The 26,097-nt window shown below is 34.5% G+C and carries 26 protein-coding genes; 14 read left to right on the top strand and 12 right to left on the bottom strand.

Annotated elements, in window-relative coordinates; translation table 11 throughout:
• The first annotated feature begins 29 nt into the window (after nucleotides 1–29).
• Nucleotides 30–725, top strand: a complete 696-nt coding sequence (locus GJV85_RS00980) for an SDR family NAD(P)-dependent oxidoreductase (RefSeq protein WP_242689807.1) — start codon at nucleotides 30–32, stop codon at nucleotides 723–725.
• 1 nt (nucleotide 726) lies between these two features.
• Here the strand turns inward: GJV85_RS00980 and GJV85_RS00975 are convergent, their stop codons facing one another.
• From GJV85_RS00975 to fliD, 3 genes are all read right to left on the bottom strand, one after another.
• Nucleotides 727–981 carry a hypothetical protein gene (locus tag GJV85_RS00975; RefSeq protein ID WP_207562028.1) on the bottom strand — a complete coding sequence of 85 codons (255 nt, stop codon included), beginning with the start codon at nucleotides 979–981 and terminating at the stop codon, nucleotides 727–729.
• Nucleotides 971–1,342: a flagellar export chaperone FliS gene (fliS, locus tag GJV85_RS00970; protein ID WP_207562027.1), complete on the bottom strand. Its 372-nt coding sequence runs from the start codon at nucleotides 1,340–1,342 to the stop codon at nucleotides 971–973. The genes GJV85_RS00975 and fliS overlap by 11 nt, the downstream gene beginning before the upstream one ends.
• 94 nt (nucleotides 1,343–1,436) lie before the next feature.
• On the bottom strand, nucleotides 1,437–2,858 hold the full coding sequence (gene fliD, locus GJV85_RS00965) for a flagellar filament capping protein FliD (protein ID WP_207562026.1): 1,422 nt from the start codon (nucleotides 2,856–2,858) through the stop codon (nucleotides 1,437–1,439).
• Nucleotides 2,859–3,009: 151 nt separating this feature from the next.
• Here fliD and GJV85_RS00960 point away from each other — a divergent pair, with 151 nt between their 5' ends.
• The 7 genes from GJV85_RS00960 to neuC are packed head-to-tail and all read left to right on the top strand — an operon-like array spanning nucleotide 3,010 to nucleotide 10,130.
• Complete coding sequence (locus tag GJV85_RS00960) at nucleotides 3,010–4,197, top strand: UDP-N-acetylglucosamine 4,6-dehydratase (protein WP_242689806.1); 1,188 nt, start codon at nucleotides 3,010–3,012, stop codon at nucleotides 4,195–4,197.
• On the top strand, nucleotides 4,197–5,336 hold the full coding sequence (locus tag GJV85_RS00955; protein WP_207562024.1) for a LegC family aminotransferase: 1,140 nt from the start codon (nucleotides 4,197–4,199) through the stop codon (nucleotides 5,334–5,336). The genes GJV85_RS00960 and GJV85_RS00955 overlap by 1 nt, the downstream gene beginning before the upstream one ends.
• Complete coding sequence (locus tag GJV85_RS00950) at nucleotides 5,333–5,908, top strand: NeuD/PglB/VioB family sugar acetyltransferase (RefSeq protein ID WP_207562023.1); 576 nt, start codon at nucleotides 5,333–5,335, stop codon at nucleotides 5,906–5,908. Before GJV85_RS00955 ends, GJV85_RS00950 begins: the two co-directional genes overlap by 4 nt.
• Entirely contained in the window at nucleotides 5,905–6,918 is a 1,014-nt protein-coding gene (gene neuB / locus GJV85_RS00945; protein ID WP_207562022.1) for an N-acetylneuraminate synthase, read from the top strand. Before GJV85_RS00950 ends, neuB begins: the two co-directional genes overlap by 4 nt.
• Entirely contained in the window at nucleotides 6,911–7,603 is a 693-nt protein-coding gene (locus GJV85_RS00940; RefSeq protein WP_207562021.1) for a class I SAM-dependent methyltransferase, read from the top strand. Before neuB ends, GJV85_RS00940 begins: the two co-directional genes overlap by 8 nt.
• A gap of 14 nt (nucleotides 7,604–7,617) precedes the next feature.
• The gene (locus GJV85_RS00935; protein WP_207562020.1) at nucleotides 7,618–8,940 is read left to right on the top strand and encodes an MBL fold metallo-hydrolase; all 1,323 of its coding nucleotides are present in this window, start codon (nucleotides 7,618–7,620) and stop codon (nucleotides 8,938–8,940) included.
• Nucleotides 8,941–8,969: 29 nt separating this feature from the next.
• Entirely contained in the window at nucleotides 8,970–10,130 is a 1,161-nt protein-coding gene (neuC, locus tag GJV85_RS00930; RefSeq protein WP_207563102.1) for a UDP-N-acetylglucosamine 2-epimerase, read from the top strand.
• On the opposite strand, the gene GJV85_RS00925 is transcribed toward neuC, so the two are convergent.
• From GJV85_RS00925 to GJV85_RS00910, 4 genes are read right to left on the bottom strand one after another with little or no spacing between them, the layout of a single operon-like run.
• Nucleotides 10,123–11,145, bottom strand: a complete 1,023-nt coding sequence (locus GJV85_RS00925; protein WP_207562019.1) for a radical SAM/SPASM domain-containing protein — start codon at nucleotides 11,143–11,145, stop codon at nucleotides 10,123–10,125. The two genes, neuC and GJV85_RS00925, sit on opposite strands and share 8 nt — an antisense overlap.
• Before the next feature lie 24 nt (nucleotides 11,146–11,169).
• Nucleotides 11,170–11,877: an acylneuraminate cytidylyltransferase family protein gene (locus tag GJV85_RS00920; RefSeq protein ID WP_207562018.1), complete on the bottom strand. Its 708-nt coding sequence runs from the start codon at nucleotides 11,875–11,877 to the stop codon at nucleotides 11,170–11,172.
• On the bottom strand, nucleotides 11,877–12,722 hold the full coding sequence (locus GJV85_RS00915) for a radical SAM/SPASM domain-containing protein (protein WP_207562017.1): 846 nt from the start codon (nucleotides 12,720–12,722) through the stop codon (nucleotides 11,877–11,879). The genes GJV85_RS00920 and GJV85_RS00915 overlap by 1 nt, the downstream gene beginning before the upstream one ends.
• A gap of 3 nt (nucleotides 12,723–12,725) precedes the next feature.
• A complete protein-coding gene (locus tag GJV85_RS00910) occupies nucleotides 12,726–13,778 on the bottom strand; it encodes a nucleotidyltransferase family protein (RefSeq protein ID WP_207562016.1) in 1,053 nt (350 codons plus the stop codon).
• Nucleotides 13,779–13,888: 110 nt separating this feature from the next.
• On the opposite strand from GJV85_RS00910, the gene GJV85_RS00905 reads away from it, so the two are divergent.
• Nucleotides 13,889–15,916, top strand: coding sequence for a 6-hydroxymethylpterin diphosphokinase MptE-like protein (locus GJV85_RS00905; protein ID WP_207562015.1), 2,028 nt, complete (start codon nucleotides 13,889–13,891; stop codon nucleotides 15,914–15,916).
• A 54-nt stretch (nucleotides 15,917–15,970) separates the two neighbouring features.
• Here GJV85_RS00905 and GJV85_RS00900 read toward each other — a convergent pair whose 3' ends face one another.
• The 5 genes from GJV85_RS00900 to GJV85_RS00880 all read right to left on the bottom strand — a co-directional run bounded on the left by GJV85_RS00900 (nucleotide 15,971) and on the right by GJV85_RS00880 (nucleotide 20,766).
• Nucleotides 15,971–16,801, bottom strand: coding sequence for a flagellin N-terminal helical domain-containing protein (locus GJV85_RS00900; protein WP_207562014.1), 831 nt, complete (start codon nucleotides 16,799–16,801; stop codon nucleotides 15,971–15,973).
• A gap of 182 nt (nucleotides 16,802–16,983) precedes the next feature.
• Entirely contained in the window at nucleotides 16,984–17,802 is an 819-nt protein-coding gene (locus GJV85_RS00895; RefSeq protein WP_207562013.1) for a flagellin N-terminal helical domain-containing protein, read from the bottom strand.
• A gap of 161 nt (nucleotides 17,803–17,963) precedes the next feature.
• Nucleotides 17,964–18,797, bottom strand: a complete 834-nt coding sequence (locus GJV85_RS00890; protein WP_207562012.1) for a flagellin N-terminal helical domain-containing protein — start codon at nucleotides 18,795–18,797, stop codon at nucleotides 17,964–17,966.
• A 119-nt stretch (nucleotides 18,798–18,916) separates the two neighbouring features.
• Nucleotides 18,917–19,762: a flagellin N-terminal helical domain-containing protein gene (locus GJV85_RS00885; RefSeq protein ID WP_207562011.1), complete on the bottom strand. Its 846-nt coding sequence runs from the start codon at nucleotides 19,760–19,762 to the stop codon at nucleotides 18,917–18,919.
• A 185-nt stretch (nucleotides 19,763–19,947) separates the two neighbouring features.
• Nucleotides 19,948–20,766: a flagellin N-terminal helical domain-containing protein gene (locus tag GJV85_RS00880; RefSeq protein WP_207562010.1), complete on the bottom strand. Its 819-nt coding sequence runs from the start codon at nucleotides 20,764–20,766 to the stop codon at nucleotides 19,948–19,950.
• 199 nt (nucleotides 20,767–20,965) lie between these two features.
• Here GJV85_RS00880 and topA point away from each other — a divergent pair, with 199 nt between their 5' ends.
• Genes topA through GJV85_RS00855 form a run of 5 tightly spaced genes read left to right on the top strand, consistent with a single transcriptional unit; the run spans nucleotide 20,966 to nucleotide 26,096 of the window.
• On the top strand, nucleotides 20,966–23,197 hold the full coding sequence (topA, locus tag GJV85_RS00875) for a type I DNA topoisomerase (protein ID WP_207562009.1): 2,232 nt from the start codon (nucleotides 20,966–20,968) through the stop codon (nucleotides 23,195–23,197).
• Between the two features lie 3 nt (nucleotides 23,198–23,200).
• Nucleotides 23,201–23,722 (top strand): metallophosphoesterase family protein, encoded by a 522-nt coding sequence (locus tag GJV85_RS00870; protein WP_207562008.1) that lies wholly within the window; start codon nucleotides 23,201–23,203, stop codon nucleotides 23,720–23,722.
• Nucleotides 23,719–24,564 (top strand): biotin synthase, encoded by an 846-nt coding sequence (locus tag GJV85_RS00865; RefSeq protein WP_207562007.1) that lies wholly within the window; start codon nucleotides 23,719–23,721, stop codon nucleotides 24,562–24,564. Before GJV85_RS00870 ends, GJV85_RS00865 begins: the two co-directional genes overlap by 4 nt.
• 27 nt (nucleotides 24,565–24,591) lie before the next feature.
• Nucleotides 24,592–25,749 carry a cation:proton antiporter gene (locus GJV85_RS00860; RefSeq protein WP_207562006.1) on the top strand — a complete coding sequence of 386 codons (1,158 nt, stop codon included), beginning with the start codon at nucleotides 24,592–24,594 and terminating at the stop codon, nucleotides 25,747–25,749.
• Nucleotides 25,746–26,096, top strand: coding sequence for an AMMECR1 domain-containing protein (locus GJV85_RS00855; protein ID WP_207562005.1), 351 nt, complete (start codon nucleotides 25,746–25,748; stop codon nucleotides 26,094–26,096). The genes GJV85_RS00860 and GJV85_RS00855 overlap by 4 nt, the downstream gene beginning before the upstream one ends.
• The last annotated feature ends 1 nt before the right edge of the window (nucleotide 26,097 follow it).

Raw genomic sequence — 26,097 nt, 5'->3', positions numbered from 1 at the left:
ATAATAGTATAACTAAAAAGAGTGATATAATGATTAAAAAAGTGGTTGTAACTGGTGCAAGTAGTGGAATAGGCAAAGAAATTACACATAGGCTATTATCGCTAGGATATAGTGTTATAGGAATAAGTAGATCAGTAAGCCTAGAGTGCTTTAATGATGAAAATTTTCGTCCTATTCAAGCAGATCTTTCCAAAGAGAATGAAACAAAGGTAGTGTGTGAAGAGCTCAAAAAAGAAGATATATCCATTCTTATAAACGCTGCGGGATTTGGTCGGTTTGAGCCACACGAAGAACTTAATGCTCAAACTATCATAGAAATGACCTTCTTAAACCTTACTGCTCCCATGCTTTTAACAAATGCCCTGCTAAGAGATTTAAAAAAAAATGATGGCTACCTTATAAATATAAACTCCATAGAAGCTGTGCGTGCAAGTAAGTTTTCAGCTGTTTATAGTGCTACAAAAAGTGGACTTAAAGCTTTTTCAGACTCTCTTTTTGAAGAGACAAGAAAAAGTGGACTTAGTATTTCAAATATAAATCCAGATATGACGCAGAGTCCATTTTATGATGATCTGCGTTTTGAGACAAGTAAAAAAGATGATGAAAAGCTTTTTGCTTCAGATATTGCCGATGCAGTTGAGCATATATTAGGTATGAGAAAAGGGGCTGTTGTAAGTGACTATACAATAAGAAGCTTGAAGTTTGGAATTGCTAAAAAAAGATAAATTATGATTTTATATCAAATTTTGAAGTAGGTTTTTCTTGTGTAGCTTTTAAAAAAGTTATATTTTTTTTCATCTGTATCATTGAAGCTTGTGTCTCACTCTTTAGTCCTTGGACTAAATCAGTTGCCGCTTGGAGCAGAAACAGAGCTTCCTCTATCTCTTTTTTATCTTTTAACTGAGGGAGATTGTCTAATAGTCTATTTAAATTATCTGTATTTTTTTCTATTATGGCAATTTTAAGCTGATTAAGCCACATCTGTGGATTCTCTCCAAGCTTCAAGTAGGCCTTTAAAAACATTACTTACTTCATCCATTTTTTCTATGCTATTTAGAGCTCCGGCTTCAGCAAGAAGTTTTATTTCGTAATTATAGAGTCCTTCTAGATATTCCGACACATTTCCTTGCTTCATATCTAAGATGGATATGAGCTCTGTGATAATTGCTGTTGAGCGGTTTATCCAATGTACTCTTTTCTCTATATCACCATCTTTAATAGCTTTTTTTGCTTGAGCATTAAAACGTAAAACACCCTCGTAAAGCATCTCTATAAGTTTTGCAGGAGATTCTATCCCTACATTGTTTTGTGCATAAATATTATGAGCTGTACTACCATACATTTTAGGTCCTTTTTGACTACTATCGTTAAAATCTTTCATGTAAAATATATCGGCAAGAACCCAGTTTTATTTAGGGTTTCAAGTCAAATATTACTTAACTATCACTTTGTGCAGCTACTAATTGAGTAAACACATCAGAAGCTGCATTAAATTTGTTAATCAAGCTATCATAAGCTGCAAATTGCTTTGCCATTATTTCATATTTTGAATCAAGTCTTTCTGTAGCAATCATTTTTCGATCTTCAAGTGTTGATATTTTATCGGTTATGTCCGCCTCAAATTGATCTAATGTTCCATTGTATCCAGCATAAGCATCCATTGTTGTAAACATCTGAACAAAAGCACCCTCAAGTTCAACACTATCACCTACATTAGGATCATTAGTAATAAAAGTCCCTCCCGCAAAAAAGGATTGTACATTTACAGCATTTGTATCAAGTTGATCTTCAAGTAATGTTTTATCGATGCTCATCTTACCATCCTTATCAATTTCAAAGCCATAATCTTCCATCGCTCCAGCTCCACTGCTGATATTTATAAGCATATTTTCTATATCTCTTTTCATACTCTTAATCGTGCTATCAACTGAAAAGATTCCTCTCTCGTCTGCATCAGTACTTGATTTTGTTAGTTTATCTAACTCTGTCATTGTCTCATTATAATGTTTTACAAAGTTGTCAATTTTTTCTAAAATACCTTCACGGTTTTGAGCAATGCTAACTACTGATATACCTACTTCTTTAAGTGTAATATCGAGTCCAGTAATTAAATCATTAACATCATTACTTTCACGAAATACAGTTTGACCATTAAACTTAAACTCAGCATTTACACCTGACTGTACAGCAGCATAAGGTAAGCCTGTTTCTGGATCATTTGTTGGAGCTGTACTCAAACTCGTATCTGTTGTCAGCAGATTACTCAGACTTCCACCAACACCATCAACTATACTAATATCTTGTCCATCGCCAGTCTCTGCGGAACTTATAAATAATCGAAAATCTCCACTACTTACCTGCACTATAGTTGCATCGACTAAATCACCTGCTTGTTCGTTAATTAAATCTTTTAAATCATCTAGTGTTGTAGTCCCATCATAAGCAATATTTAGACTTTGTGTGCCAACATTAAAGTCAAAAGATCCTACTCCTGTAGCAACTGTTGTAGTATCTAGTGCAAATGAACCTGATTGTTCAATCTGTTTTGTAGCAAGGCTTACTACATTAAGGGTAAAGTCTTGGATATCAGTATTTTCATCTGCAGTTACTTCTACAGACGTTCCTAAAACATCTGATGAACGTTCATTATAAAGAAGCTGACCACTCATAGCCTCTATACTATCAGTAAGATTAGTCATATGAGCATCCATAACTCCAAATGCATCTTTTCTATCATTTTCGTTTACAATACTTAGTTCTATTGGCTGAATACGTCCAGCCTCATCTGCTTTACGCAGCTGATCTATAACATCTTGTGTCAATATACCTGATCCCACACCCAATGAACTAATTGCCATAACAAATCCTTTTGTAAATAATCTTTCATCATTATATATTTTTAAGTATAACTATATCGACAAACTATTCTATTTTTTTAATGATTTAATGGTACTTTACTTGCTTTATATAGAAAATTATAACAAATATCATTCCATACTAAGGCTACATGTGAATATACTCAATCTAATTGGCAGAGATAAACTACTCTTTAAGGATGACATATTAAACCATTCAAACGAACTTTTAGAGATAGTAACAAGTTCTACATTTCTTGTCATTGGTGGAGCTGGTAGCATAGGTCAAGCTGTTGTTAAAGAAATATTTAAACGCCAACCTAAGAAGCTTCATGTAGTTGACATAAGTGAGAACAATCTTGTTGAACTAGTTCGTGATATACGAAGCTCTTTTGGATACATAGATGGTGAGTTTAAAACATATGCTTTAGACATCGGTTCTATTGAGTATGATTCTTTTATAGCCAACGATGGAAAGTATGACTATGTTCTAAACCTTTCAGCTCTTAAACATGTACGAAGCGAAGAGGATGAGTATACTCTTATGAGAATGTGTGATGTCAACATCTTTAACACTGACAAAACAATAGCACAGGCCATTTCTAAAAGAACGAAAAAATACTTCTGTGTTTCAACAGACAAAGCGGCAAATCCAGTAAACATGATGGGAGCATCAAAGCGAATTATGGAGATGTTTTTGATGCGAAGAAGCAAATACATTCAAATCTCTACAGCTCGTTTTGCAAACGTGGCGTTTAGTGATGGTTCACTCTTACATAGCTTTAATAAACGTATAGAAAAAGCTCAGCCTATCGTCGCACCAAACGATGTTAAACGCTATTTTGTCACGGCTCAAGAGTCTGGTGAATTATGTTTAATGAGCTGTATCTTTGGTAAAAATAGGGATATTTTTTTCCCTAAACTCTCCGAGGAGCTACACCTCATCTCTTTTGCAGACATAGCAGTTAAGTATCTTAAAACAAAAGGCTATGAAGTACACGAGTGCAAAGATGAAGATGAAGCGAGGGAACTTGTAAAAACTCTTCCTACAGAAGGAAAATGGCCCTGCCTTTTTACATCTAGCGATACAAGTGGCGAGAAAGATTTTGAAGAGTTCTATACAGATAAAGAGAGCCTCGATATGAAGAGTTTTGAGAATATTGGCATTATTAAAAACGACCCAGAGTATGATGAAAACAGACTCAACAACTTTAGCTCCAAAATAGCCTCATTTAAAAAGAGTCTCAAGTGGTCAAAAGATGATATAAAACAAGAGTTTTTAAAACTAATACCTGACTTTGGACATATTGAAACAGGTAAATACCTTGATGGGAAAATGTAGTGATTGAGATTATCAACTTCATCAAAAAACTTTACGATACAGACGAGTTTATAGCTCTGCATGAGCCAAAATTTATAGGGAATGAGAAAAAGTATCTAACCGAATGTATAGACTCTACTTATGTCTCAAGTGTCGGTGCCTTTGTAGATAGATTTGAGAAAGATTTTGCCGCTTATGTCGGGAGTAAATATGCAGTAGCTACAGTAAATGGAAGCTCAGCTCTACACATTGCCCTACTCTTAGCAGATGTAAAAAGAGACGACGAAGTTATAACACAAGCTCTTAGTTTTGTAGCTACTAGTAATGCCATCAGCTATACTGGTGCATCGCCTATATTTCTTGATGTTGATATGGATACACTGGGGCTAAGTCCAGACTCGTTAAAAAGTTTTTTAAGCCTAAACTGTGAAATTATTGAGCAAAAATGTATCAATAAAAATACAAACAACATAATCAAAGCTTGTGTACCGATGCACACCTTTGGTCACCCTTGCAAAATTGATGAGCTAAAAGAGATATGTCAAAATTGGCATATAAAATTAGTTGAAGATGCTGCAGAATCTCTTGGCAGTCACTATCAAGATAAGCACACGGGAACCTTTGGTTCTCTTGGCGTATTTAGCTTTAATGGAAATAAAATAATTACGTCGGGTGGTGGTGGAGTTATTGTTACGGATAATAAAGAGTTAGCCAAGAGGGCTAAACACCTTACCACGACAGCAAAAGTACCGCACCCTTACGAATATGAGCACGATGAAATAGGCTACAACTACCGAATGCCAAACCTAAACGCGGCACTTCTATGCGCACAACTTGAACAACTCAAAATATTTTTAGAAGATAAAAGAGATTTGGCTCAAAAATATAAAACATTTTTCACAAATATTGACGATATAGAATTTATAAAAGAGCCAAAGAATGCACAGTCAAATTACTGGTTAAATGCTCTTATTTTTAAAGATAAAAGTTCTAGGGATAATTTTTTAAAAATTTCAAATGATAATATAGTTATGAGTAGACCGGTTTGGAAACTATTGAGCGAGTTAAAGATGTTTAAAAAGTGCCAAAAAGATACACTAAAGAACTCAAAATATTTAAGCGAGAGAGTTCTTAATATTCCAAGTGGAGTGAGGTTATGATGAAAGATATTTTACTAATTGGTGGTGGTGGCCACTGTAAAGCTGTAATAGATGTAATTGAGCAAGAACAAAAGTACAGGATAATCGGAATAATAGACAAAAAAGAGCTGATTGATCAAAGAGTATTAGGTTATAGGATTATTGGCTGCGATGAAGATCTACCAGAGTTAAGAAAAAAAATCCCTAATGCCGTAGTTACTATTGGGCATATTCAAGCAAATACTTTAAGGATTAAACTTTTTAGCCTCTTAAAGAAATTAACGTTTTTCACTCCCACTATAGTATCACCTTATGCTTATGTCTCTCAACATGCGAGTATAGCAGAAGGGACTGTTATTATGCATCATGCACTTGTAAACGCCAATGCAAAAGTTGGTCGAAACTGCATTGTTAATTCTAAAGCTCTTATAGAACATGACGTTATTATTGAAGACAATGTACATATCTCCACTGGAGCTATTATTAATGGCGGATCAATTATCAAGAAAAATACATTTTTTGGTAGTGGGTCAACTATAAAGGAGTACAGTGGTGCGGAGGGTTTCATAAAAGCTGGAAGTATTGTCAAATGAGTGTTTTTATAATAGCTGAAGCCGGAGTAAACCATAACGGCTCAGTTGAACTAGCTAGGAAACTCATAGATGTGGCTAGTAGTGCAGGAGCAGATGCTGTTAAATTTCAAACATTTAAAACAGAAAACTTGGTAAGCAAGAGTGCTCAGAAGGCCCAGTACCAAAAAGAGACTACAGACAGAAACGAGTCTCAGTTTGAGATGATAAAAAAACTCGAACTTGACCTAGAGACTCACAAAGAACTTATCAGTTACGCCAAAGAGAAAAGCATCATCTTTCTCTCTACTCCTTTTGATTTAGATAGTGTAGATATGCTCCACAACTTAGGACTAGATACCTTTAAAATACCAAGTGGGGAGATAACAAATCTTCCAATTCTACGAAAAATAGGCTCTCTGAATAAAAATGTCATCCTCTCAACAGGTATGTCCGAGATGAGAGAGATAGGAGATGCTCTACAAGTGTTAATAAAAGCTGGGACGAACAAAGAAAATATCACAGTGCTTCATGCAAATACTCAGTACCCGACACCTATGTCCGATGTCAACCTAAATGCCATGCTTAGCATTACGGGAGAGTTTGACATAGCCTATGGCTATAGTGACCACACTCTTGGCATAGAGGTAGACATTGCCGCTGTTGCTTTAGGTGCTACTATCATAGAGAAACACTTCACACTTGACAAAACTATGCAAGGACCCGACCATAAAGCTTCGCTAGAACCTCAGGAGCTTCATGCAATGGTAAACGCCATACGAAATATAGAGGTAGCTCTTGGAAGTTTTGAGAAAAAACCGACTCCAAGCGAGACTCCAAACATAGAAATAGCTAGAAAATCTATAGTAGCCAAGTGCGACATAAAAAAAGGCGATGTTTTAAGTGAGAAAAACATCACAACTAAACGCCCAGGTAATGGTATAAATCCTATGAAATGGGATTGTATTGTAGGCACTATCGCAAGTAAATACTACATACAAGATGAATTAATATTGGAGCAATCAAATGAATAATCACATAAGTCAATGGAACAATTCTTATAAGAATAAAGATAACTTTGTATTCTACCCCCATGAAGAAATCATCAGGTTTATATCCAAATACATAAAGAAGCGTATTGGTTTTAATGATTTCAAAAAACAATACAATTTTCATCATTTACCTAAAGTACTAGATTTTGGTTGCGGTATAGGTAGACATGTTAAACTTATCAATGAATTTAAACTCGATGCATATGGGTTTGATTTATCAACTGATGCAATTTCATATGCTAAAGAAATTTTCCAACAACAAAATTTATCATATTTAGGCAATAAAGTTATTCAAGCCAACATTACCAATTTACCATATGATGATAATAAATTTGATTTCATGCTTTCACATGGAGTATTGGATAGTATGCCTTTTGAAATTGCAAAAATTGGCATGTCTGAACTACATAGATGTATACAAAATGATGGTTATATTTATTTTGACCTAATTTCAACAAAAGATAGTTCATTTAATGGGAATTTAGAAAAAGAAATTGATGAAGCACATGAACTAGGGACTATACAATCATATTTTGATTTACATAAAATAAATCTACTATTAGGTAAACTCTTTCAAATACAAGAGATAACTTTAATAGAAAAACAAGATATACTCAATAATATAAATCATGCCAGATATCATGTTGTAGTTAAAAAATTAAGATAAAAAGAGAGGTCAAGATGGAAACAGAACTTATTTTTTTAAGTCATGCTAGTATTTTAATTAGATATAAAGACGAGTATTTTTTAACAGACCCATGGTATCAATCTCCAGCATTCGGTAGTTGGATACCAATTCCACCTATGTATGTTCATCCTGCATATGTAGCTTCTATAAAGAATAAATTAAGTATACTAATTTCACATGCCCATGATGACCATTGTGATGAAAAGTTTCTACAAATATTCGATAGAGACACAGCCATTTACTCAAATAATTTTAAATCAAAAAGTGTGATGAAACGAGTTAAAAGAAATGGTTTTACTAATTACAATAATATTGATGAGAAGGGATTACAAATAGGTAGTTTTTATCTTAGAAGTTTTAGGAATGAAGAAATATCTTTAGATGATGCAATGTATACAATACGAACACCAGATGCACTAATAATTCATTGCAATGATAATTGGAGAATTTTAGCAGAGAACATAGTAAACATGATGAGAGAAGAGGTAAGTATAGTTGGCAGTAATAATACATTTTATATGTCTCAAAATAATGCGGCATCAGGATTCCCTACGGTTTATACTAATATAACCGATAAAATTAGAAGTGAAATCCAAAATGATGTTATAAATATGCGACTTATTGAAGGAATGAAAAATGCTAATATCGTTGGTGCAAGATATTTTCTTCCTTATGCTGGATATGTTGGTATCTTTTTAAAAAATAAGCCAGAGCTGCTAGAAAACATAATATCCCCATCAAAAAAATATATTGAAAGTAATTTACACGATAAGATACCAAAACACTTAGAAATAATCAATATGATGCCTGGTGATAGGTTTAATTTCGATAAAGTAATCAAAAACTTTTTTGAAAAAATCTCTCAAGAGAATATTAAAGATGCTGCAATTAATTATTATAATGCATATGGAATTGTAGATCAATGCCAAACTTATAAAATATATGAATATACTAATAACATTCAAAACACCCTAAATAATTTTGCTATTCTTTTTAATAAATTTGTAGTAGACAAAGTCTCTCAAGGAAAATTTTATCCTTCTATAATAGGGAAAACACTCTCGATTATCATTGAAGACATCAATCTAAATATTACTATAAAGTTTGGAGAAGGCTGTATAGAATTTCATAGAGAGGCCAACTTAGTTATTAAAACAGACAAGAATATCATGTCCGGTGTTCTAAGTAAAAAAATTATTTTTGAAAATTTACATGTAGGATTACTTGCAGAATTCGAAAGGCACCCTTCAACTGTGCATCACAGAGATATTTTAATGTATATAACTATGTTTTCATATTATTACTTAACTAAATAATTTCTATATAAGGATATAAATTGAAAACAATGAAAATTTTAGCCGTTACTGGTATAAGGTCTGAATACGACATACTTTTTCCTGTTTTAAACGAACTAGAAAATAATAAAAATTTCGAACTCAAAGTTGTAGTTACAGGTGCTCATTTGTCATATACTCATGGCTTAACTATTAATAAAATTATAGAAGATGGATTTAACATAGCAGACAGAATAGATTACTTGTTAATGACTAATAGAAAAACCCAAAGATCAAAAGGTGTTGGAATACTAATAGAAGGATTGACACAGACTGTTGAACGAGAAGATCCCAATATGTTAATCTTTGTTGGAGATAGAGAGGAGAGTATAGCAACATGTATAGTTGGGAATTATATGAATGTATTAGTTGCTCATATAGGTGGAGGGGATCCAGTTTATGGTAATGCAGATGATCCAATCCGGTTATCATGTAGCAAGCTTGCTCATATTCATTTTGCAACAGCTAAAGAGTATGCTAATAATCTTAAAAAAATTGGTGAAGAAAAGTTTAGGATTCTAAACAGTGGGAATCCTGCTTTAAATAATATTATAAAGACAAAAAAAATTAGTGCTAAAAAATTAAGTAATTTTCTTAATATTGACATTTATAACAGTCAATATATTGTAGTACTGCAACATCCAATATCATCAGAAGTTGAGGATACTAATACTCAAATTCAATCCACTATGGAAGCCGTTAAAGAATTTTCTGACATTAATAAGATAAAGGTTATTGGCATATACCCAAATAGCGATCCAGGTTCATATGAAATAATCGATAAGATTAATGAGTATAAAAGTGATGATATTAAATTTTATAAAAATTTACCGAGAGAAATATTTGTTAATGTAATGAGAAATACCCTTGCACTAGTTGGAAATTCAAGTATGGGAATTTTAGAAGCTCCATTATATAAACTCCCTGTTATCAATGTTGGCAATAGACAAAAAGGGAGATTAAATGCTGGTAATGTTGTCTTTGTTGAGCATAATAAAATAGATATTATTAAAGCCTTAAATCAGGCCTGCTTTGATAGAAAATACAGAAATAATATACAAAAACTACAGAATCCTTACGGAGATGGAAGTGCTCATAAAAAAATTGTAAAATTTTTAGAAAAGATAGACCTTAATAATCCAAAATGGTATATAAAGAAGAAACTTATTTAAATGTTTTGTTATATAAATCAGGTAAAAAACATTTTCTACACATTGCTATTTTATCATAGTTTCCACTTGTATGTAGTTCTCTTATCTCTTGATACTTTGGAGAGTTCCAAATATCTATGAGTTTTTCTTCTTTCCAGTTTCCTACAACATACTCATCATCACCATCCACACAACATACGGTAACATTACCGTTACACTTTAAAAACATACGTTGAAAGAGTTGCTCACATGCAAAACCTTCTACTTTTTCATACTCGTGCTTTAAGTCTTTATGTCTTTCATTAAAAACGCCATACCCAAGAGAGTCAACTAGACCATCCCACATAACCTTCATAGATTCAAACTGTCTCTGCCAAACTGGATCGTCATACATAACCATAGAGAGTCTTATGTGCGTTTGTGGGTAAGACTTGTTACGAAGTTTTATAAACTCGTGAATGTTGTCTATAACCACCCCGATACTTGTTCCAACACGCTGTTGCTGGTAGAGCTTTGGGTTTACCGCGTCAAAAGATACAAAAACCTTATCTATTCCAGCTTCAAGTAGTTGTTCTGATAGTTCAGGAGTCATAAGAACGGCGTTTGTGTTAAACATTACGTCAATGATGCCTTTTTTCTTCGCATACTCGACTTGAAAAACTATGTCTTTATGAAGTAAAGGCTCTCCAAGGTATTGAAGTTTGATTGCTTTAACTCCATGTTCGACTGCTTGGTCTATGATGTCCATATATGTCTCTTTGTCTATATAACGACTTTTTACTATATGGTTATCTTCGTCTGCATCCATAATGGTTCTTGGACACATTGGACATTTTAAATTACAAAGGTCAGTTGTCTCAATATCAAGATTTAATGGAAAATGAGAGACAAACCTCTCTTTAGGATATTTGGACCAATTTGCTCTATACTCTGCATAATCTGCTCCACGGTATTTTTCCCAATCTTTAGAGTAGACTATCTCGTTAGCATTGTAGTTTACCTCTTCTTTTTTCTCTTCTATGTGATGTGCTGACATAATTTTTCCTTTTCTCTATAATAATTATCTATTTTTTTCTAATTTTCTCTCTCGTAAAAGAGCATCGGCAACAATAAAGTCCAACTTTGTATCTATATCGGCAGAATGCTCTTGACTCATAATGTATGCATAAATATTCTGCTTAACAAAAAAAGTTTCATTCTCTTTAATGGACTCGGTATTACTCATATAAAAAGCACCATTTATCCTATAATAGAGTGGTAGATCTTGTGAACGCGAATTGTTATACTTATCATCCAAAAACTCATCCATACTCAGAGTTTCATCCAAAGTATTACTCCAAAGAGGAGAGTGTTCAACCTCGCAAACGCCTATAACGGAAGTTGCCTTATTTTTAAAAAAATGCTCTATCGCTCCGTCTATATCCTTTACATCACGTAACGGAGAAGTCGGTTGTAAAAGAATCACATACTCATACTCTTTATAAAACTCTAAAGCATTGATTACCACGTCAATAGAACGAGTCTCGTCTTGTGCTAGTTCAGAGGGTCTTTTAAACGCCATATTAGGAGCAAATTTAGAGACTACATCTAAAATACTTTTAGAATCACTACTAACTATTGTAGTGTCTATATATTTTGATTTTTGAGCCTCTTCAAGACTCCACTCTATTAAAGGCTTACCCTGAAGTGGTAGTATATTTTTATTCGGTAGGCGTTTACTCCCGCCACGAGCAGGGATAATGGCTAATATTTTACTATCTTCATACATTATTGATCACCATAAAGGAGACAGTTTTTACAAAGATGATTATCTGGGAACGCACTCTTTTCATGCATCTCCCGTACCGACCTAAACTCCTCAGAGTTATAAACATCTAAAAAATCATTCTCTTTAAGTGAACCAAAGTTTATAGCGTCAAAATAATCTTTACAACAAAGCCCAAGAGAGCCATCAGAGTTTATATATAACTCTTTAAATGGTATCGAACACTTTTTTGTAACAACTTTAGAAGACGATATCTCATCAAATTTTGGTGTATAGCTAATAGCATATACAGATATCCCATCTATTAAATCAAAATTTTCGCCTAATAGCTTTTTAAACTCTTCTCTTAAGATATTTTCATCCATATTTATAACGGAGGATATTGTCACTTTCAAGGCTTGATATCTATCTTTTTTCAGCTTTAGCAACTCTTTAAAATTATCTATTACAAGATCAAAATCATCTACAAGGTGTACATCTTTATAGCTTTCTCTATCGAGTGCATTAATAGAAAATTTAATACTATCCGCACCAGCTTCTATAATCTCTATCGCTTTTTCTTTGCTTAGAAGAGCTCCATTACTGCTAAAGTAAACATAAGGAACATTAAAATCTTTTTTACATGACTCTACTATTGAAGCGAACTCTTTATTTACCAAAACTTCGCCTTTTGCAGAAAGACCTAGTTCTGATATCTCTACATATTTAGAGATATTGCTCATAACCTTTTTAAAGTCAACTAGCGAGGTCTGATCTTTTATGGTTCTTGGATCAGAGTTTGAGCAAAATGTGCATTTATGATTACAATAAGTACAGATGTCAAAGTTAACTTTTTTTTTCATCTTCATGACTTACTCCTCAAAAATTGTTGCATACTCATCTCTAGCCTGTTTAAGTTCATTCATTTGTCCAATGTCTAGCCAGTACTCATGTACAGGAAAAGATATAGGAGGTTTTTCACTCTTTATCAAATCCTCAAAGAGTGTTGGCATATCATAAAAAATATTGTAAGGAATTTTTTTCAATATACATGGATCAAGAATATATATTCCCGCATTTACGTAAAATCTCTGTATTGGCTTTTCAACGATAGAGGTAATCGCCCCTTCTTCTTGGTTAATAACGCCATAAGGAACTTGATACTCATACTCCCGAACCGCCATTGTCGCTCTTGAGTCATTTTCCATATGAAAATTTAAAAAATGTTCAAAGTTTACATTTGTCAGTAAATCGCCATTCATTACAAAAAATGGCTCATCAAACTTTCCACTCATAAGACTCAAAGCACCTGCTGTACCCATTCTCTTGTCTTCATATACATATTCAATATTAACACCAAATCTAGAGCCATCTCCAAAATGAGATTTAACTATATCCGCTTTGTAATTAACACTAAGAATAATATCTTTAAAACCATACTGCTTAAAATTATTTATTATCGTCTCTAAAATTGGTTTGTTTCCAACCTTAAGCATTGGTTTTGGAGTATCTTCGGTAAGCGGTCTTAAACGCGAACCAAGACCTCCAACCATTAAAACCACTCTATTTACTCTATTTCTACTCTCAAGAAGAGAGTCTATGTCTTCAATCCCGACTACTCTATCTTTCATATCCAAAATAGGCATATGATAAATCTTTTTACCTACCGCCTTTGCTAATATATCCTCTCTTGAGTCATTTATATAACATACAAGAGGATTTTTTTGAACAATAGACTCAACCGTAGAATCAAAACTCATATCACCTAAAAGAGCCCGTCTAATGTCACCGTCAGTTAAAACACCAAGTAGTCTCTCATCTTTATCTACAACTAACGCAATTTTCATCGCACCAACATCTATAGCCTTCATAGCTTCTTTAATAGTTGAGCCAGTAGTTAATTTTATCTTGTCAATACTTTTCATTTTTGAGTCTTTTTCTTTTATATAATATACTATCGGTTAAAGTCTTTTTATTTGTAGAAATAACGGTATGTATTTTGCTTTATTACTTTCAATATACATAAGGATTTGCAATGCAAGATTTGAGCATAGAAGAAAAAGCCATATACACTTACAACGAAAATATTATGTTTTTTCAAGCTACTCAACCAGAACTGTTTAATAAAATAGATTCTCTCACACATGCTATAGAAAAAAAGTTTCACCATGAGCGCTACTCCCTAGAATATAAAGACGACTATTTTGATGTAATGGAGATAAAGAGTGAAAAATATCTCTATACTCTCAATAGCATCAAACATGCCAAAGTAATCGCTAAGAGTGTTGACTTTACTAAAACGGGAAACGTATACGAAACTTTTTACAATGTAACCATCTCAGATGAATTTGCAAAAGAGTTAGAAGAACAAGGAATCGCTAACAATAGTTATTCTGGAGCTGCAAGCCTTATCAGCTATTCAAATAAAAATGCAGATAAAACTACACATATGAAAAAGCTCTATAAATTTATTTTTCTAGGCACTGGCTTAGGTTTACACTTAAGTGAAGTTCATAAAAAGATAAACTCAAATGTATATTTTATCGTTGAGGATGACTTAGAACTTTTTAGACTATCGCTTTTTGTCACTAATTATAAAGAGCTGACTAATAATGGAGCTGAACTTGTATTTTCAATATTTGATGAAGATACAGAATTTAGAAAGAAAACTAATATTTTCTTAAATAAACAGTTTGTATACAATCACTATATCAAATTTTTTCACTTACTCAGCCATTCTGAAAAAAAACTAAAGCACCTACAAAGTACGATAGTTGGCCAAACTTATTTAACATTTAACTACTCCGCGCTGTCTATTAGTATACTTAGACCACTTATACATCTCCAAAATGGCTATAAGCTTCTAGACATAAAATCTTCCTATGCGACTAGTCAACTTGCAAAAAAACCTGTTTTACTTTTAGGTGCTGGACCATCATTTCAAAACAATATCGAGTGGATTCAACAAAATCACAAAAAGTTTATAGTCGTTGCAGTCAGTGCCTTACTTTCAAAACTCGAAGAGCTTAACATTAAACCCGATATTATTACTCATGTTCATGGATTTAGTGATGCGCTTCCACACATCCAAAAGATAAAAGACATCTCCTTTTTTGATAAAACCATTGCTCTATTTGGTGGATTTACCGAGCCCGCATTTTTAAAATACTTCAAACAAGAGAATATTTATATATTTGAAGGGAGTTCAAGGTATAAACATGGTCACGGTGGATTAACATCATCCAATATTGGTTCCTTATCTTTTGCTTTACTGTTATCTCTTGATTCAAAAGAGATGTATCTACTTGGTCTTGATTTTGCTCTAGATCAAGAGAGCGGTCAAACACACTCGAACACACACGAGTACGTAGGTAATATTAAACTTGAAGAAGATGATGAACTCGGCGGCGAATTAGTTTATAAAAAAAGTGTTCTTAAAGTAAAAGGAAATCTAAGAGAAGAAGTTTTTACCACTCTGCTTATGGATGGGTGGAAAACTGAATGTAATATGCTCTCAAGAAACTTTAAAAAAGAGAATATGCATACGTATAATTTTAGCGATGGTGCTTATATAGATGATACAATTGCAACAAATATTGACGACTTTAATACAGATGCTTTATCGACGATTAATAAAGATAAATTATACGATAGCCTAACAAAAACTTTCAATGAAAAATCTGAAAACTTTCTAAATGAAGATGAGATGAAAGACCTACAAAAACGTTTAGATTACTGTAATGATATAATTGAAGTCATTCAAAAGCATATAGAGTCCAATCATCACAATCTAGACCATTATCATTATAATATCTTAGGAGTTTTTCAAGAGCTTTTAGCTGAAACACCAGATTCAACAACCTCTGATATGGACTATATTATAACAATGTATATGCAGTTTGTATCGGGTTATATTTTTGACCTAATAAACACACAAGAGATAACTAATCATAAAAAACTTATTAAGCATTTAGATAGAGTTGTAATGCCTCAAATCATAAGAGTGATTGAATACTTTAAAGAAATAATTCAAGATTACATAGAGTATCAAAAAGATAAATAAAGAAGAGACATACCCCTAAGGGTATGTGAAGTTAAAATAGCGACTAATTAATTATTACTGTAATAATCTCATAACATTTTGCTGAACGGCATTAGCCTGACTCATAGCATATGAACCTGATTGTGCAAGTATATTATGTTTAGCAAATGTAGCAGATTCTGCTGCAAAGTCAACATCACGAATTTGTGATTCTGCTGCTTTAACATTTACTTGTGTTACTGATATATTTCTAACAGTTGACTCAAGTTGATTTTGTGCAGCACCCAGAGTTGCTCTTAGTGTATCAACTGTTGTAATCGCACTATCCATTTGACCAATCATGTCAGAAAAATCAGCACGATTTAATGATGAAGTTGCAGATACTAGGTTGGCAGCACCAATAACTGCACTTGCAGTTACACCACTTATATTTGTTTTAGTTGTGTCCCCATTAAATGCACCTACTTGAAAAGTATATGAAGTTGTCGCGTTTAAAAGTTGTTTACCATTGAATTTTGTCTCTGCAGCGATATGGTTAAGCTCACTAGTAAGTCTTGCCATCTCTTTACCAATAAAAGCTCTTGAATCACTATCTTGAGTATCATTGGCACCTTGAACTGCAAGTGTACGAATTCTATTTAAGATATTTCCATACTCATCTAGTGCTCCATCTGCAGTTTGGATAAGACCAATTCCATCATTTGCATTACGAATCGCTTGACCTAAACCATTTGACTGAGCTGAAAGTTTGTTTGCTATTGCTAGTCCTGATGAGTCATCAGCAGCTTTAGTAATTCTAAGACCTGAAGATAATGCACTTAAACTTTTATCAAGTCCTACATTATTGTTTGTAGCATTTCTGTGTGCGTTCATTGCCGCAACATTTGTATTTATTCTAAATCCCATAATAAATCCTTTTTGGGTAAGAGCCTTCCGCTCTTAATTTAATCCAGCTTCCATGCTGTTTATAGATATTAATATCGGTAAAAATATATATAACTTTAGAGTATGTGAAAAGAATTGAAATGTAGAGAGAAAATGGGGTAAACATACTCTAAAATGAGAGTATGTTTATTAAAAACTAACTGTTACTGTAATAATCTCATAACATTTTGCTGAACGGCATTAGCCTGACTCATAGCATATGAACCTGATTGTGCAAGTATATTATGTTTAGCAAATGTAGCAGATTCTGCTGCAAAGTCAACATCACGAATTTGTGATTCTGCTGCTTTAACATTTACTTGTGTAACTGATATATTTCTAACAGTTGACTCAAGTTGGTTTTGTGCAGCACCCAGTGTTGCTCTTAGTGTATCAACCAATGTAATTGCATCATCCATAGCAGATATAATTATCGCTGCAGTTGCTTGTGTAGAGAAAGTTGCTAATGCAGTTCCTATAACTGATCCAGGCAACATACCACTAATTGTAGTTGATGTAGTATCACCATTAAATGCACCTACTTGAAAAGTATATGCTGTTGTCGCATTTAAAAGTTGTTTACCATTAAACTTTGTCTCAGCAGCGATATGTGTTAATTCACTCTGAAGTCTTAATATCTCTTTAGAGATAAAAGCTCTTGAATCACTATCTTGAGTATCATTGGCACCTTGAACCGCAAGTGTACGAATTCTATTTAAGATATTTCCATACTCATCTAGTGCTCCATCTGCAGTTTGGATAAGTCCAATTCCATCATTTGCATTACGAATCGCTTGACCTAAACCATTTGCCTGAGCTGAAAGTTTGTTTGCTATTGCAAGACCAGCTGAATCATCAGCAGCTTTAGTAATTCTAAGACCTGAAGATAATGCACTTAAACTTTTATCAAGTCCGATATTATTCATCGAAGCATTTCGGTGGGCATTCATTGCACCTATATTGGTATTTATTCTAAATCCCATAGTAAATCCTTTTATTGTATTTTAAACTACAATAAAAAAAGCAACTATTGTTCCATATAAATAATTAAATGTAAGGCTACATAACAAAGGGGGTTTCTAATCTAAATCAAGAAGCTTTGATTTAATAAAAAGATAGCTAAAAGTAGCTATCTTTTGTTAACTTACTGTAGTAATCTTAGTACATTTTGCTGAACGGCGTTAGCCTGACTCATAGCATATGAACCTGATTGCGCAAGTATGTTATGTTTAGCAAAGTTTGCTGATTCTGCTGCAAAGTCAACATCACGTATTTGTGATTCTGCCGCTTGAACATTTACTTGTGTTACTGATATATTTCTAACAGTTGATTCAAGTTGATTTTGCGCAGCACCCAGAGTTGCTCTTTGAGTATCAACTAAAGTAATTGCATTATCCATATATGCTATCATAGATGCCATTTCAGCTTGAGTATCAAACTCTGCACCTGAAGTAATAATCCCATTTGCAGATATTACAGTAGCTATATTCATATCTCCAATCACAGTTTGTGATGTGTCTCCATTAAATGCTCCTACTTGAAAAGTAAATGTAGTAGCTCCTGATAATAAAGACTTGCCATTAAACTTAGTCTCGGCAGCGATATGTGTCAACTCACTTTGAAGTCTAAGCATCTCTTTACCAATGAAAGTTCTTGAATCACTATCTTGAGTATCATTGGCACCTTGAACCGCAAGTGTACGAATTCTATTTAAGATATTTCCATACTCATCTAGTGCTCCATCTGCAGTTTGGATAAGACCAATTCCATCATTTGCATTACGAATCGCTTGACCTAAACCATTTGATTGAGCTGAAAGTTTGTTTGCTATTGCTAGTCCTGATGAGTCATCAGCAGCTTTAGTAATTCTAAGACCTGAAGATAATGCACTTAAACTTTTATCAAGTCCTACATTATTGTTTGTAGCATTTCTGTGTGCGTTCATTGCCGCAACATTTGTATTTATTCTAAATCCCATAATAAATCCTTTTTTATGGTGAAACCTTTCGTTTCATAGTGTTCTTTAGCTTCCTTGCTAAACTAAAATATCGGTCGATTTTAATAGATCTAAAACCTTTAATATGTCGTCATTTGTCCTTACTGTAACAGTCTCAATACATTTTGTTGAACGGCATTAGCTTGACTCATAGCATATGAACCTGATTGAGCTAAAATGTTGTGTTTAGCGAAGTTTGCAGATTCTGCTGCAAAGTCAACATCACGAATTTGTGATTCTGCCGCTTTAACATTTACTTGTGTTACTGATATATTTCTAACAGTTGATTCAAGTTGATTTTGCGCAGCACCCAGAGTTGCTCTAATAGTATCTACTGTTGAAATTGCACTGTCCATTCCATTAATAAGTGCTGCAAATTCAGCTTGAGTAAATGCAGCTGTAGCTGTACCATGTCCAGCAGAAGCCGTCATTGCTGTTGCTAGCATAGAGGCAAGAGCAACATTACTTATAACCGTTTTTGAGACATCACCATTAAATGCACCTACCTGGAAAGTATATGTAGCCGTAGTAGCTAATAATGCTTTACCATTAAACTTTGTCTCCGTAGCGATATGTGTCAACTCACTTTGAAGTCTTAACATCTCTTTACCAATAAAAGCTCTTGAGTCACTATCTTGAGTATCATTGGCACCTTGAACTGCAAGTGTACGAATTCTATTTAAAATGTTTCCATACTCATCTAAAGCTCCATCTGCAGTTTGGATAAGTCCAATTCCATCATTTGCATTACGAATCGCTTGACCTAAACCATTTGACTGAGCTGAAAGTTTGTTTGCTATCGCTAATCCTGATGAATCATCAGCAGCTTTAGTAATTCTAAGACCTGAAGATAATGCACTTAAACTTTTGTCAAGTCCTACATTATTGTTTGAAGCATTCCTGTGCGCGTTCATCGCCGCGACATTCGTGTTTATTCTAAATCCCATAATAAATCCTTTTCGGGAAAGAGCCTTTCACTCTTTAATTTATTTTTATAGGCATCCTTGCCTATATATTAACTATATCGGCTATCAAAAAAATGAACTTTAAACATCTTACATTAAAGTATTTAGAGGGCTTTCACCCTCTAAATAGTTAGATAAAATGTACCGATTGTTAAAAGTTATTTAGGTTATTGAAGTAATCTAAGAACATTTTGCTGAACGGCATTAGCCTGACTCATAGCATATGAACCTGATTGTGCAAGTATATTATGTTTAGCAAATGTAGCAGATTCTGCTGCAAAGTCAACATCACGAATTTGTGATTCTGCTGCTTTAACATTTACTTGTGTTACTGATATATTTCTAACAGTTGATTCAAGTTGGTTTTGTGCAGCACCCAGTGTTGCTCTTAGTGTATCAACAACAGTAATAGCATCATCCATAGCAGATATAATTATCGCTGCGGTTGCTTGAGTTGAGAAAGTTGCTAATGCAGTTCCTATAACAGCAGCAGGCAACATACCACTGATTTGAGTTGATGTAGTATCACCATTAAAAGCACCTACTTGAAAAGTATATGTAGTTGTTGCATTTAAAAGTTGTTTACCATTAAACTTTGTCTCAGCAGCGATATGTGTCATTTCACTCTGAAGTCTTAACATCTCTTTAGAGATAAAAGCTCTTGAATCACTATCTTGAGTATCATTGGCACCTTGAACTGCAAGTGTACGGACTCTATTTAAAAGATTTCCATATTCCTCTAAAGCTCCATCTGCAGTTTGGATAAGTCCAATTCCATCATTTGCATTACGAATCGCTTGACCTAAACCATTTGACTGAGCTGAAAGTTTGTTTGCTATTGCTAGTCCTGATGAATCATCAGCAGCTTTAGTAATTCTAAGACCTGAAGAGAGTGCAGAGAGACTTTTATCAAGTCCAACATTGTTGTTTGTAGCATTTCTGTGTGCGTTCATTGCCGCAACATTTGTATTTATTCTAAATCCCATAATAAATCCTTTTTGGGTAAGAGCCTTTCGCTCTTTTGTTTAATTAATCTTGGCTTCCTTGCCTTGATATTTATATTATCGACACTCACAAAAATAACTTTAGGAAATTAGCAAATTTTTATAGATTTTAATATTTAATCTTTTTTCGATACACTTGCGCAATTAAAAAACAACTATACTATATATATAGGGATACTATTTGGATTTAATAATCGTCGAGTCACCGGCTAAAGCTAGAACTATAAAAAACTTTTTAGGCAAAGGTTATGAAGTTATAGCTTCTAAAGGACATATCCGTGATCTTCCTAAATCACGCTTTGGAATTACAATAGATGAAGAGACAAATCATCTTGTACCTGCTTACTCCGTAGCAAAAGAGAACGCTCCAACTGTTAAAGAGATAAAAGCTCTTGCAAAAAAAGCTGATACTATCTATATCGCGACCGATGAGGACCGTGAGGGAGAAGCTATTGGATGGCATATTGCACATGCTATCAAAAAAGACCCAGAGGAACTTCCTCGTATTGTATTTCACGAGATTACAAAAACAGCTATTAAGCATGCCCTAGAGTCAGCGCGTAAGATAGACATGGATATGGTAAACGCACAGCAAGCTCGTCGTATGCTTGACCGCGTTGTGGGTTATAAGCTCTCACCACTTCTTGCGTCAAAGATTCAAAAAGGACTCTCTGGCGGTCGTGTACAGTCATCTACGCTTAAGCTTGTAGTTGAACGCGAGCGTGAGATAAAAGCTTTTATTCCAGTAGAATTTTGGACTATAGACACAGCATTTAAAAAAGATATAGATGCAAATCTCATCTTACATAAGGGTGATAAACTCTCTAAAATGTCTATAGAAAATAAGTCTCAGGCAGAAGCAATTACTTCAAGCGCTAAAGCTGACAGTTATAAAATCACTAAGATAGAAACTAAGCAGAGAAAGAGCTCAACACCACCACCATTTATGACTTCAACGTTGCAACAAACCGCTTCATCAAAACTTGGATTTACTCCTAAAAAGACAATGATGGTTGCTCAAGCACTCTATGAAGGTGTAAAAACACCAGATGGAACTTCTGGTGTTATCACTTACATGAGAACGGATTCACTTAACTTAGCTCAAGAAGCCGTTGGCGCGGTTCGTGGAATTATCGAGAGTAGATATGGTAAAAAATATCTTCCTGCAGAGCCTAAAGTCTACACAAAAAAAGCAAAAGGAGCGCAAGAAGCTCACGAGGCTATCCGCCCTACAATGCTACAGTTTACCCCTGAAGTTGCACAAAGCTTTTTAAAAGCAGATGAGATTAAACTTTACCGTCTAATCTATGAGCGTTTTATGGCTTGTCAGATGGAAGATGCTCAGTTTGAGCAACAAAGTATTATCTTCACTGGTAAGGAGAATGAGTTCAGAGCAAGTGGTAGAAAACTAATCTTTGATGGTTTTTACGCTGTAACTGGAGCGGAAGACAAAGATAAACTTCTTCCAACTTTAAAAAAGGGAGATAGTGCTGAGATACAGAGTATTAAACCTGAGCAGCACTTTACAGAACCACCTCCGCGTTACTCAGAAGCGTCTTTAATTAAAAAACTTGAAGCTGAGGGCGTTGGTCGTCCGTCTACATATGCTCCAACAGTCGCTACGCTAAGTACTCGTACTTATGTAACTATAGAAAAAAAGCAGATTATTCCAACAGAGATGGCATTTACAGTTACCGATATACTTGAAAAACACTTTGCTAACATCGTAGATATCTCTTTTACAGCGAACATGGAAGAAAAGCTCGATGAAGTAAGTGAAGGTACTGTGGACTGGCAGAAACTTTTAAGTGACTTCTACTTTCCATTTATGGATCAAGTAGCCGCTGGTAAAGAGAACATTGTCTCTCTTAAACTTGCTAAGCCACTTGGGAGAACTTGTCCTAAATGTGGAGAGTCTGAACTACTTCTGCGTTCTGGGCGTTTTGGAAACTTCATAGCATGTAGTGGCTTTCCTAAATGTAAATACACGGAACAGTGCGATGAAGAGGGAAATACCGTAGAGAAAAAAGAAGAGACTGCGGATGAGAAGTGTGATAAATGTGGTAAAGAGATGGTTATTAAAAATGGTCGTAATGGTCAGTTTCTCGCATGTAGCGACTATCCTGATTGTAAAAATACTAAAAGCATTAATGTCCCAGAACAAAATAGTGAAACGCCATGTCCCGACTGTGGTGGAACTATCAGTCTTAAAAACTCTCGTCGTGGGCCATTTTGGGGATGTAACAACTATCCTGAGTGTAAATTTATCTCTAAGTTTGAACCAACGACCATCAAATGTAAAGAGAAAGGCTGTAAGGGTGTTTTAGCTCCTCGTACTTACCGAAATAAAGAAGTTTACGAGTGTGTAAAGTGTAAAGCACGCACGCCAAGAGAAGAAGAAACAAAAGCATAAAAGATGAAGATAGGCATACTCTCAGACACCCACACTAAAGTAAAAAAAGCAAAAGCCACTTTAGATATACTTATAGAAAATGGGGCTGAGTTTATCATTCATGCAGGAGACATCGTTGAGCCTGAGGTCTTAGAACTGCTAAAAAACTGTGGTAAAAAATATGTCGCAGTCTATGGAAATAACGATGCACACCTGGTCTCTTTCCATAACAAATACAACCTAGTCCAAGAACCAAACTACTTTAAGTTAGCAAATACAAAATTTAAACTAATGCACCTCCCTTACTACATGTCTCCTGATGCCGAAGTGGTAGTGTTTGGACATACTCATAAGTTTCATTCAGAATTTAATAACGGCACGCTTTTTTTAAATCCTGGTGAGAGTTGTGCGAGAAACAAGCCTGTCTCAGAGTGTGCGCTACTAGAGGTTACAGCTGATAAATTTTTTGTAACTTACTACTCAAAAAAGAAAAAGGATGACTTTTTTAAAGCAAAAGAGTTCTCATATAAAAGGAAAAAAAAGTGAGTCAAGAGATATTTTTATGTTCTATCTGTAATATAAACAGTGGAACTTGTAAAGAGGATTGTAAATTTTGTTCTCAGAGCGTTAGATATAAAGCTGATATAGACCGCTATAAGCAAAAACCTCTAGAAGAGATTCAAAAAGAGGCCATTACCGCTAGAGATAACGGCGCTCTTGGTTTTTGTCTGGTAACTGCCGATAAGGGACTTAATGATAAGACCTTAGCCTTTGTATGCAGCGTGGCAAAAGCAGTCACTGAAGTAGCTCCTGAGCTGCGTTTGATAGCATGTAACGGAACGGCGTCTCTAGAGCAACTTCTTGTTTTAAAAGAGGCTGGGATTAAAGCGTATAATCACAACCTCGAAACAAGTGAAGCTTTTTACCCTAAAATCTGTACAACTCATCCATGGTCTGAACGCTATGAAACTTGTCAAAATGTCAATGAGTCTGGATTAGTTCTTATTACTGGTGGAATTTTTGGACTTGGTGAAACACAAGAGGATAGAATATCTATGCTTAACTCAATAGCGTCACTCAACCCAACGTCTGTTCCTATAAACTTTTATCACCATAACGAAGCGCTTGAACTTGAGCCTAACTCATTAACTGTAGACGAAGCTCTCTCTCTTGTAAAATTAGCAAGAGAGTCTGTTCCAAAGGCGGAACGTATTATGATTGCCGGTGGACGTGAGCTTATGTTTGGATCTCGTCAAGAAGAGATATTTACTCATGGAGCAAATTCCATAGTAATTGGTAATTATCTTACAACTTCTGGTAGAATAATGAGCAAAGACTTAGAGATGTTAAAATCTTTAAATTTGGAAGTTGCCAAAAAAGTAAAGTAACCATAAGCAAAACGCTAAAGGAAGAGCATGAGTGACAACGTAACTTTAATCATAACGCTTTCACTCATTATAATGTTCTCTCCATTTCTCGCAAAGTTTGTAAAACTCCCTACTACCCCAATAGAAATTATTTTAGGTTCTATCCTTGGTTATGTAGGTTTCCTCCACGACGAGCACCTCTTTGACATAGTTGCAGAGATAGGTTTTTTATATCTTATGTTTATAGCCGGTACGGAAATTAATCTAAAAAATGTACTCAACACCCCCTCTTTGATTATGAAAAAAGCGCTTCTTTATCTAACTTTTCTCTATGCATTTTCCATACTTTTTACCATACAGTTTGAACTTGGAAAGATATTTATGGTGCTCTTACCACTCATATCGGTTGGCTTGGTTGCGACGCTCTCAAAAGAGTATGGTAAAACGGAATGGCTCTCATTATCTATGACCGTTGGAGGGATTGGTGAGGTCATAAGTATCGTAATCTTAACAATTACCTCAGCTGCACTTGAGTCAGGCATAGGACTAGACCTGTTTCAAACTATCCTCGCACTTATAGCATTTTTAATTTTTATGTTTTTACTCTTTCGAGCGATGCAACTTCTTTTTTGGTGGTACCCAGTTGTCTCAACTGCGCTTATGCCACACGATGACAACAAAGAGCAAGACATAAGACTCTCTATGGGAATCTTTTTTCTCCTTGTTGGTGCTATGCTTTATCTTCACCTTGAGCTTGCGTTTGGCGCTTTTTTAGCGGGCATATTTATTCCTACTTTTTTTGAGCACAAACATGAGCTTCCGGAAAAACTTGCTTCTTATGGGTTTGGATTTTTGATTCCAATATTTTTCATACATATTGGAAGTTCTTTTAACCTAGACGCCTTAGTGATGGATGGACTGATTCAAAAGGCGCTTATCATTACAGTAGTTATGATTATAATGAGGCTCATTGCCTCTTTGGCGTTTATAAAAGAGTTGGGTTACGTAGACGCCCTTCTTATGGGACTTTCTCACTCTATGCCACTTACGCTTCTTATAGCGATGGCTACACTGGCATTTTCAGCCGACTCCATAGATAAGCTTCACTACTATGCGTTTATTTTAGCGGCTCTTTTTCAAGTTATCGGGGTGATGATTATTATCAAGTTGATACATATATATAAAAATAAAGTAGTAATAGCATGAGTCGCTCAGTACTTCTTCAACTTGCTCGCGACTCAATTGCTGAAGTCTTTGAAGCACAACATACCATAGACAAAAATGAGCTTATTACTCTGCATCCACTTCTAGCCCAGCCTGTTAGCGTAGTAGTTAATCTATATATTAACAATGAACTAAAGGGGTCATCTAGCTCACTAGATAATGAGAGCACACTCATCAACAACATCATACTCTGTGCTAAAAAAGCTGCTTTTGAAGACCCTAATAGTGAAGTCTTAACAACGTCACAGTATCTCCATGCCGAAGTCGAGTTGATTCTTCAAACTCCAGATGGAGAGATAAGTGAGCGAGACCCAGCTATCATTAGCTAGT

The organism is Sulfurimonas aquatica (assembly GCF_017357825.1).
Taxonomy (GTDB): Bacteria; Campylobacterota; Campylobacteria; order Campylobacterales; family Sulfurimonadaceae; genus Sulfurimonas; species Sulfurimonas aquatica.
Note: the sequence above shows the minus strand (reverse complement) of the source record. Positions and strands in the feature narration are given on the sequence as shown.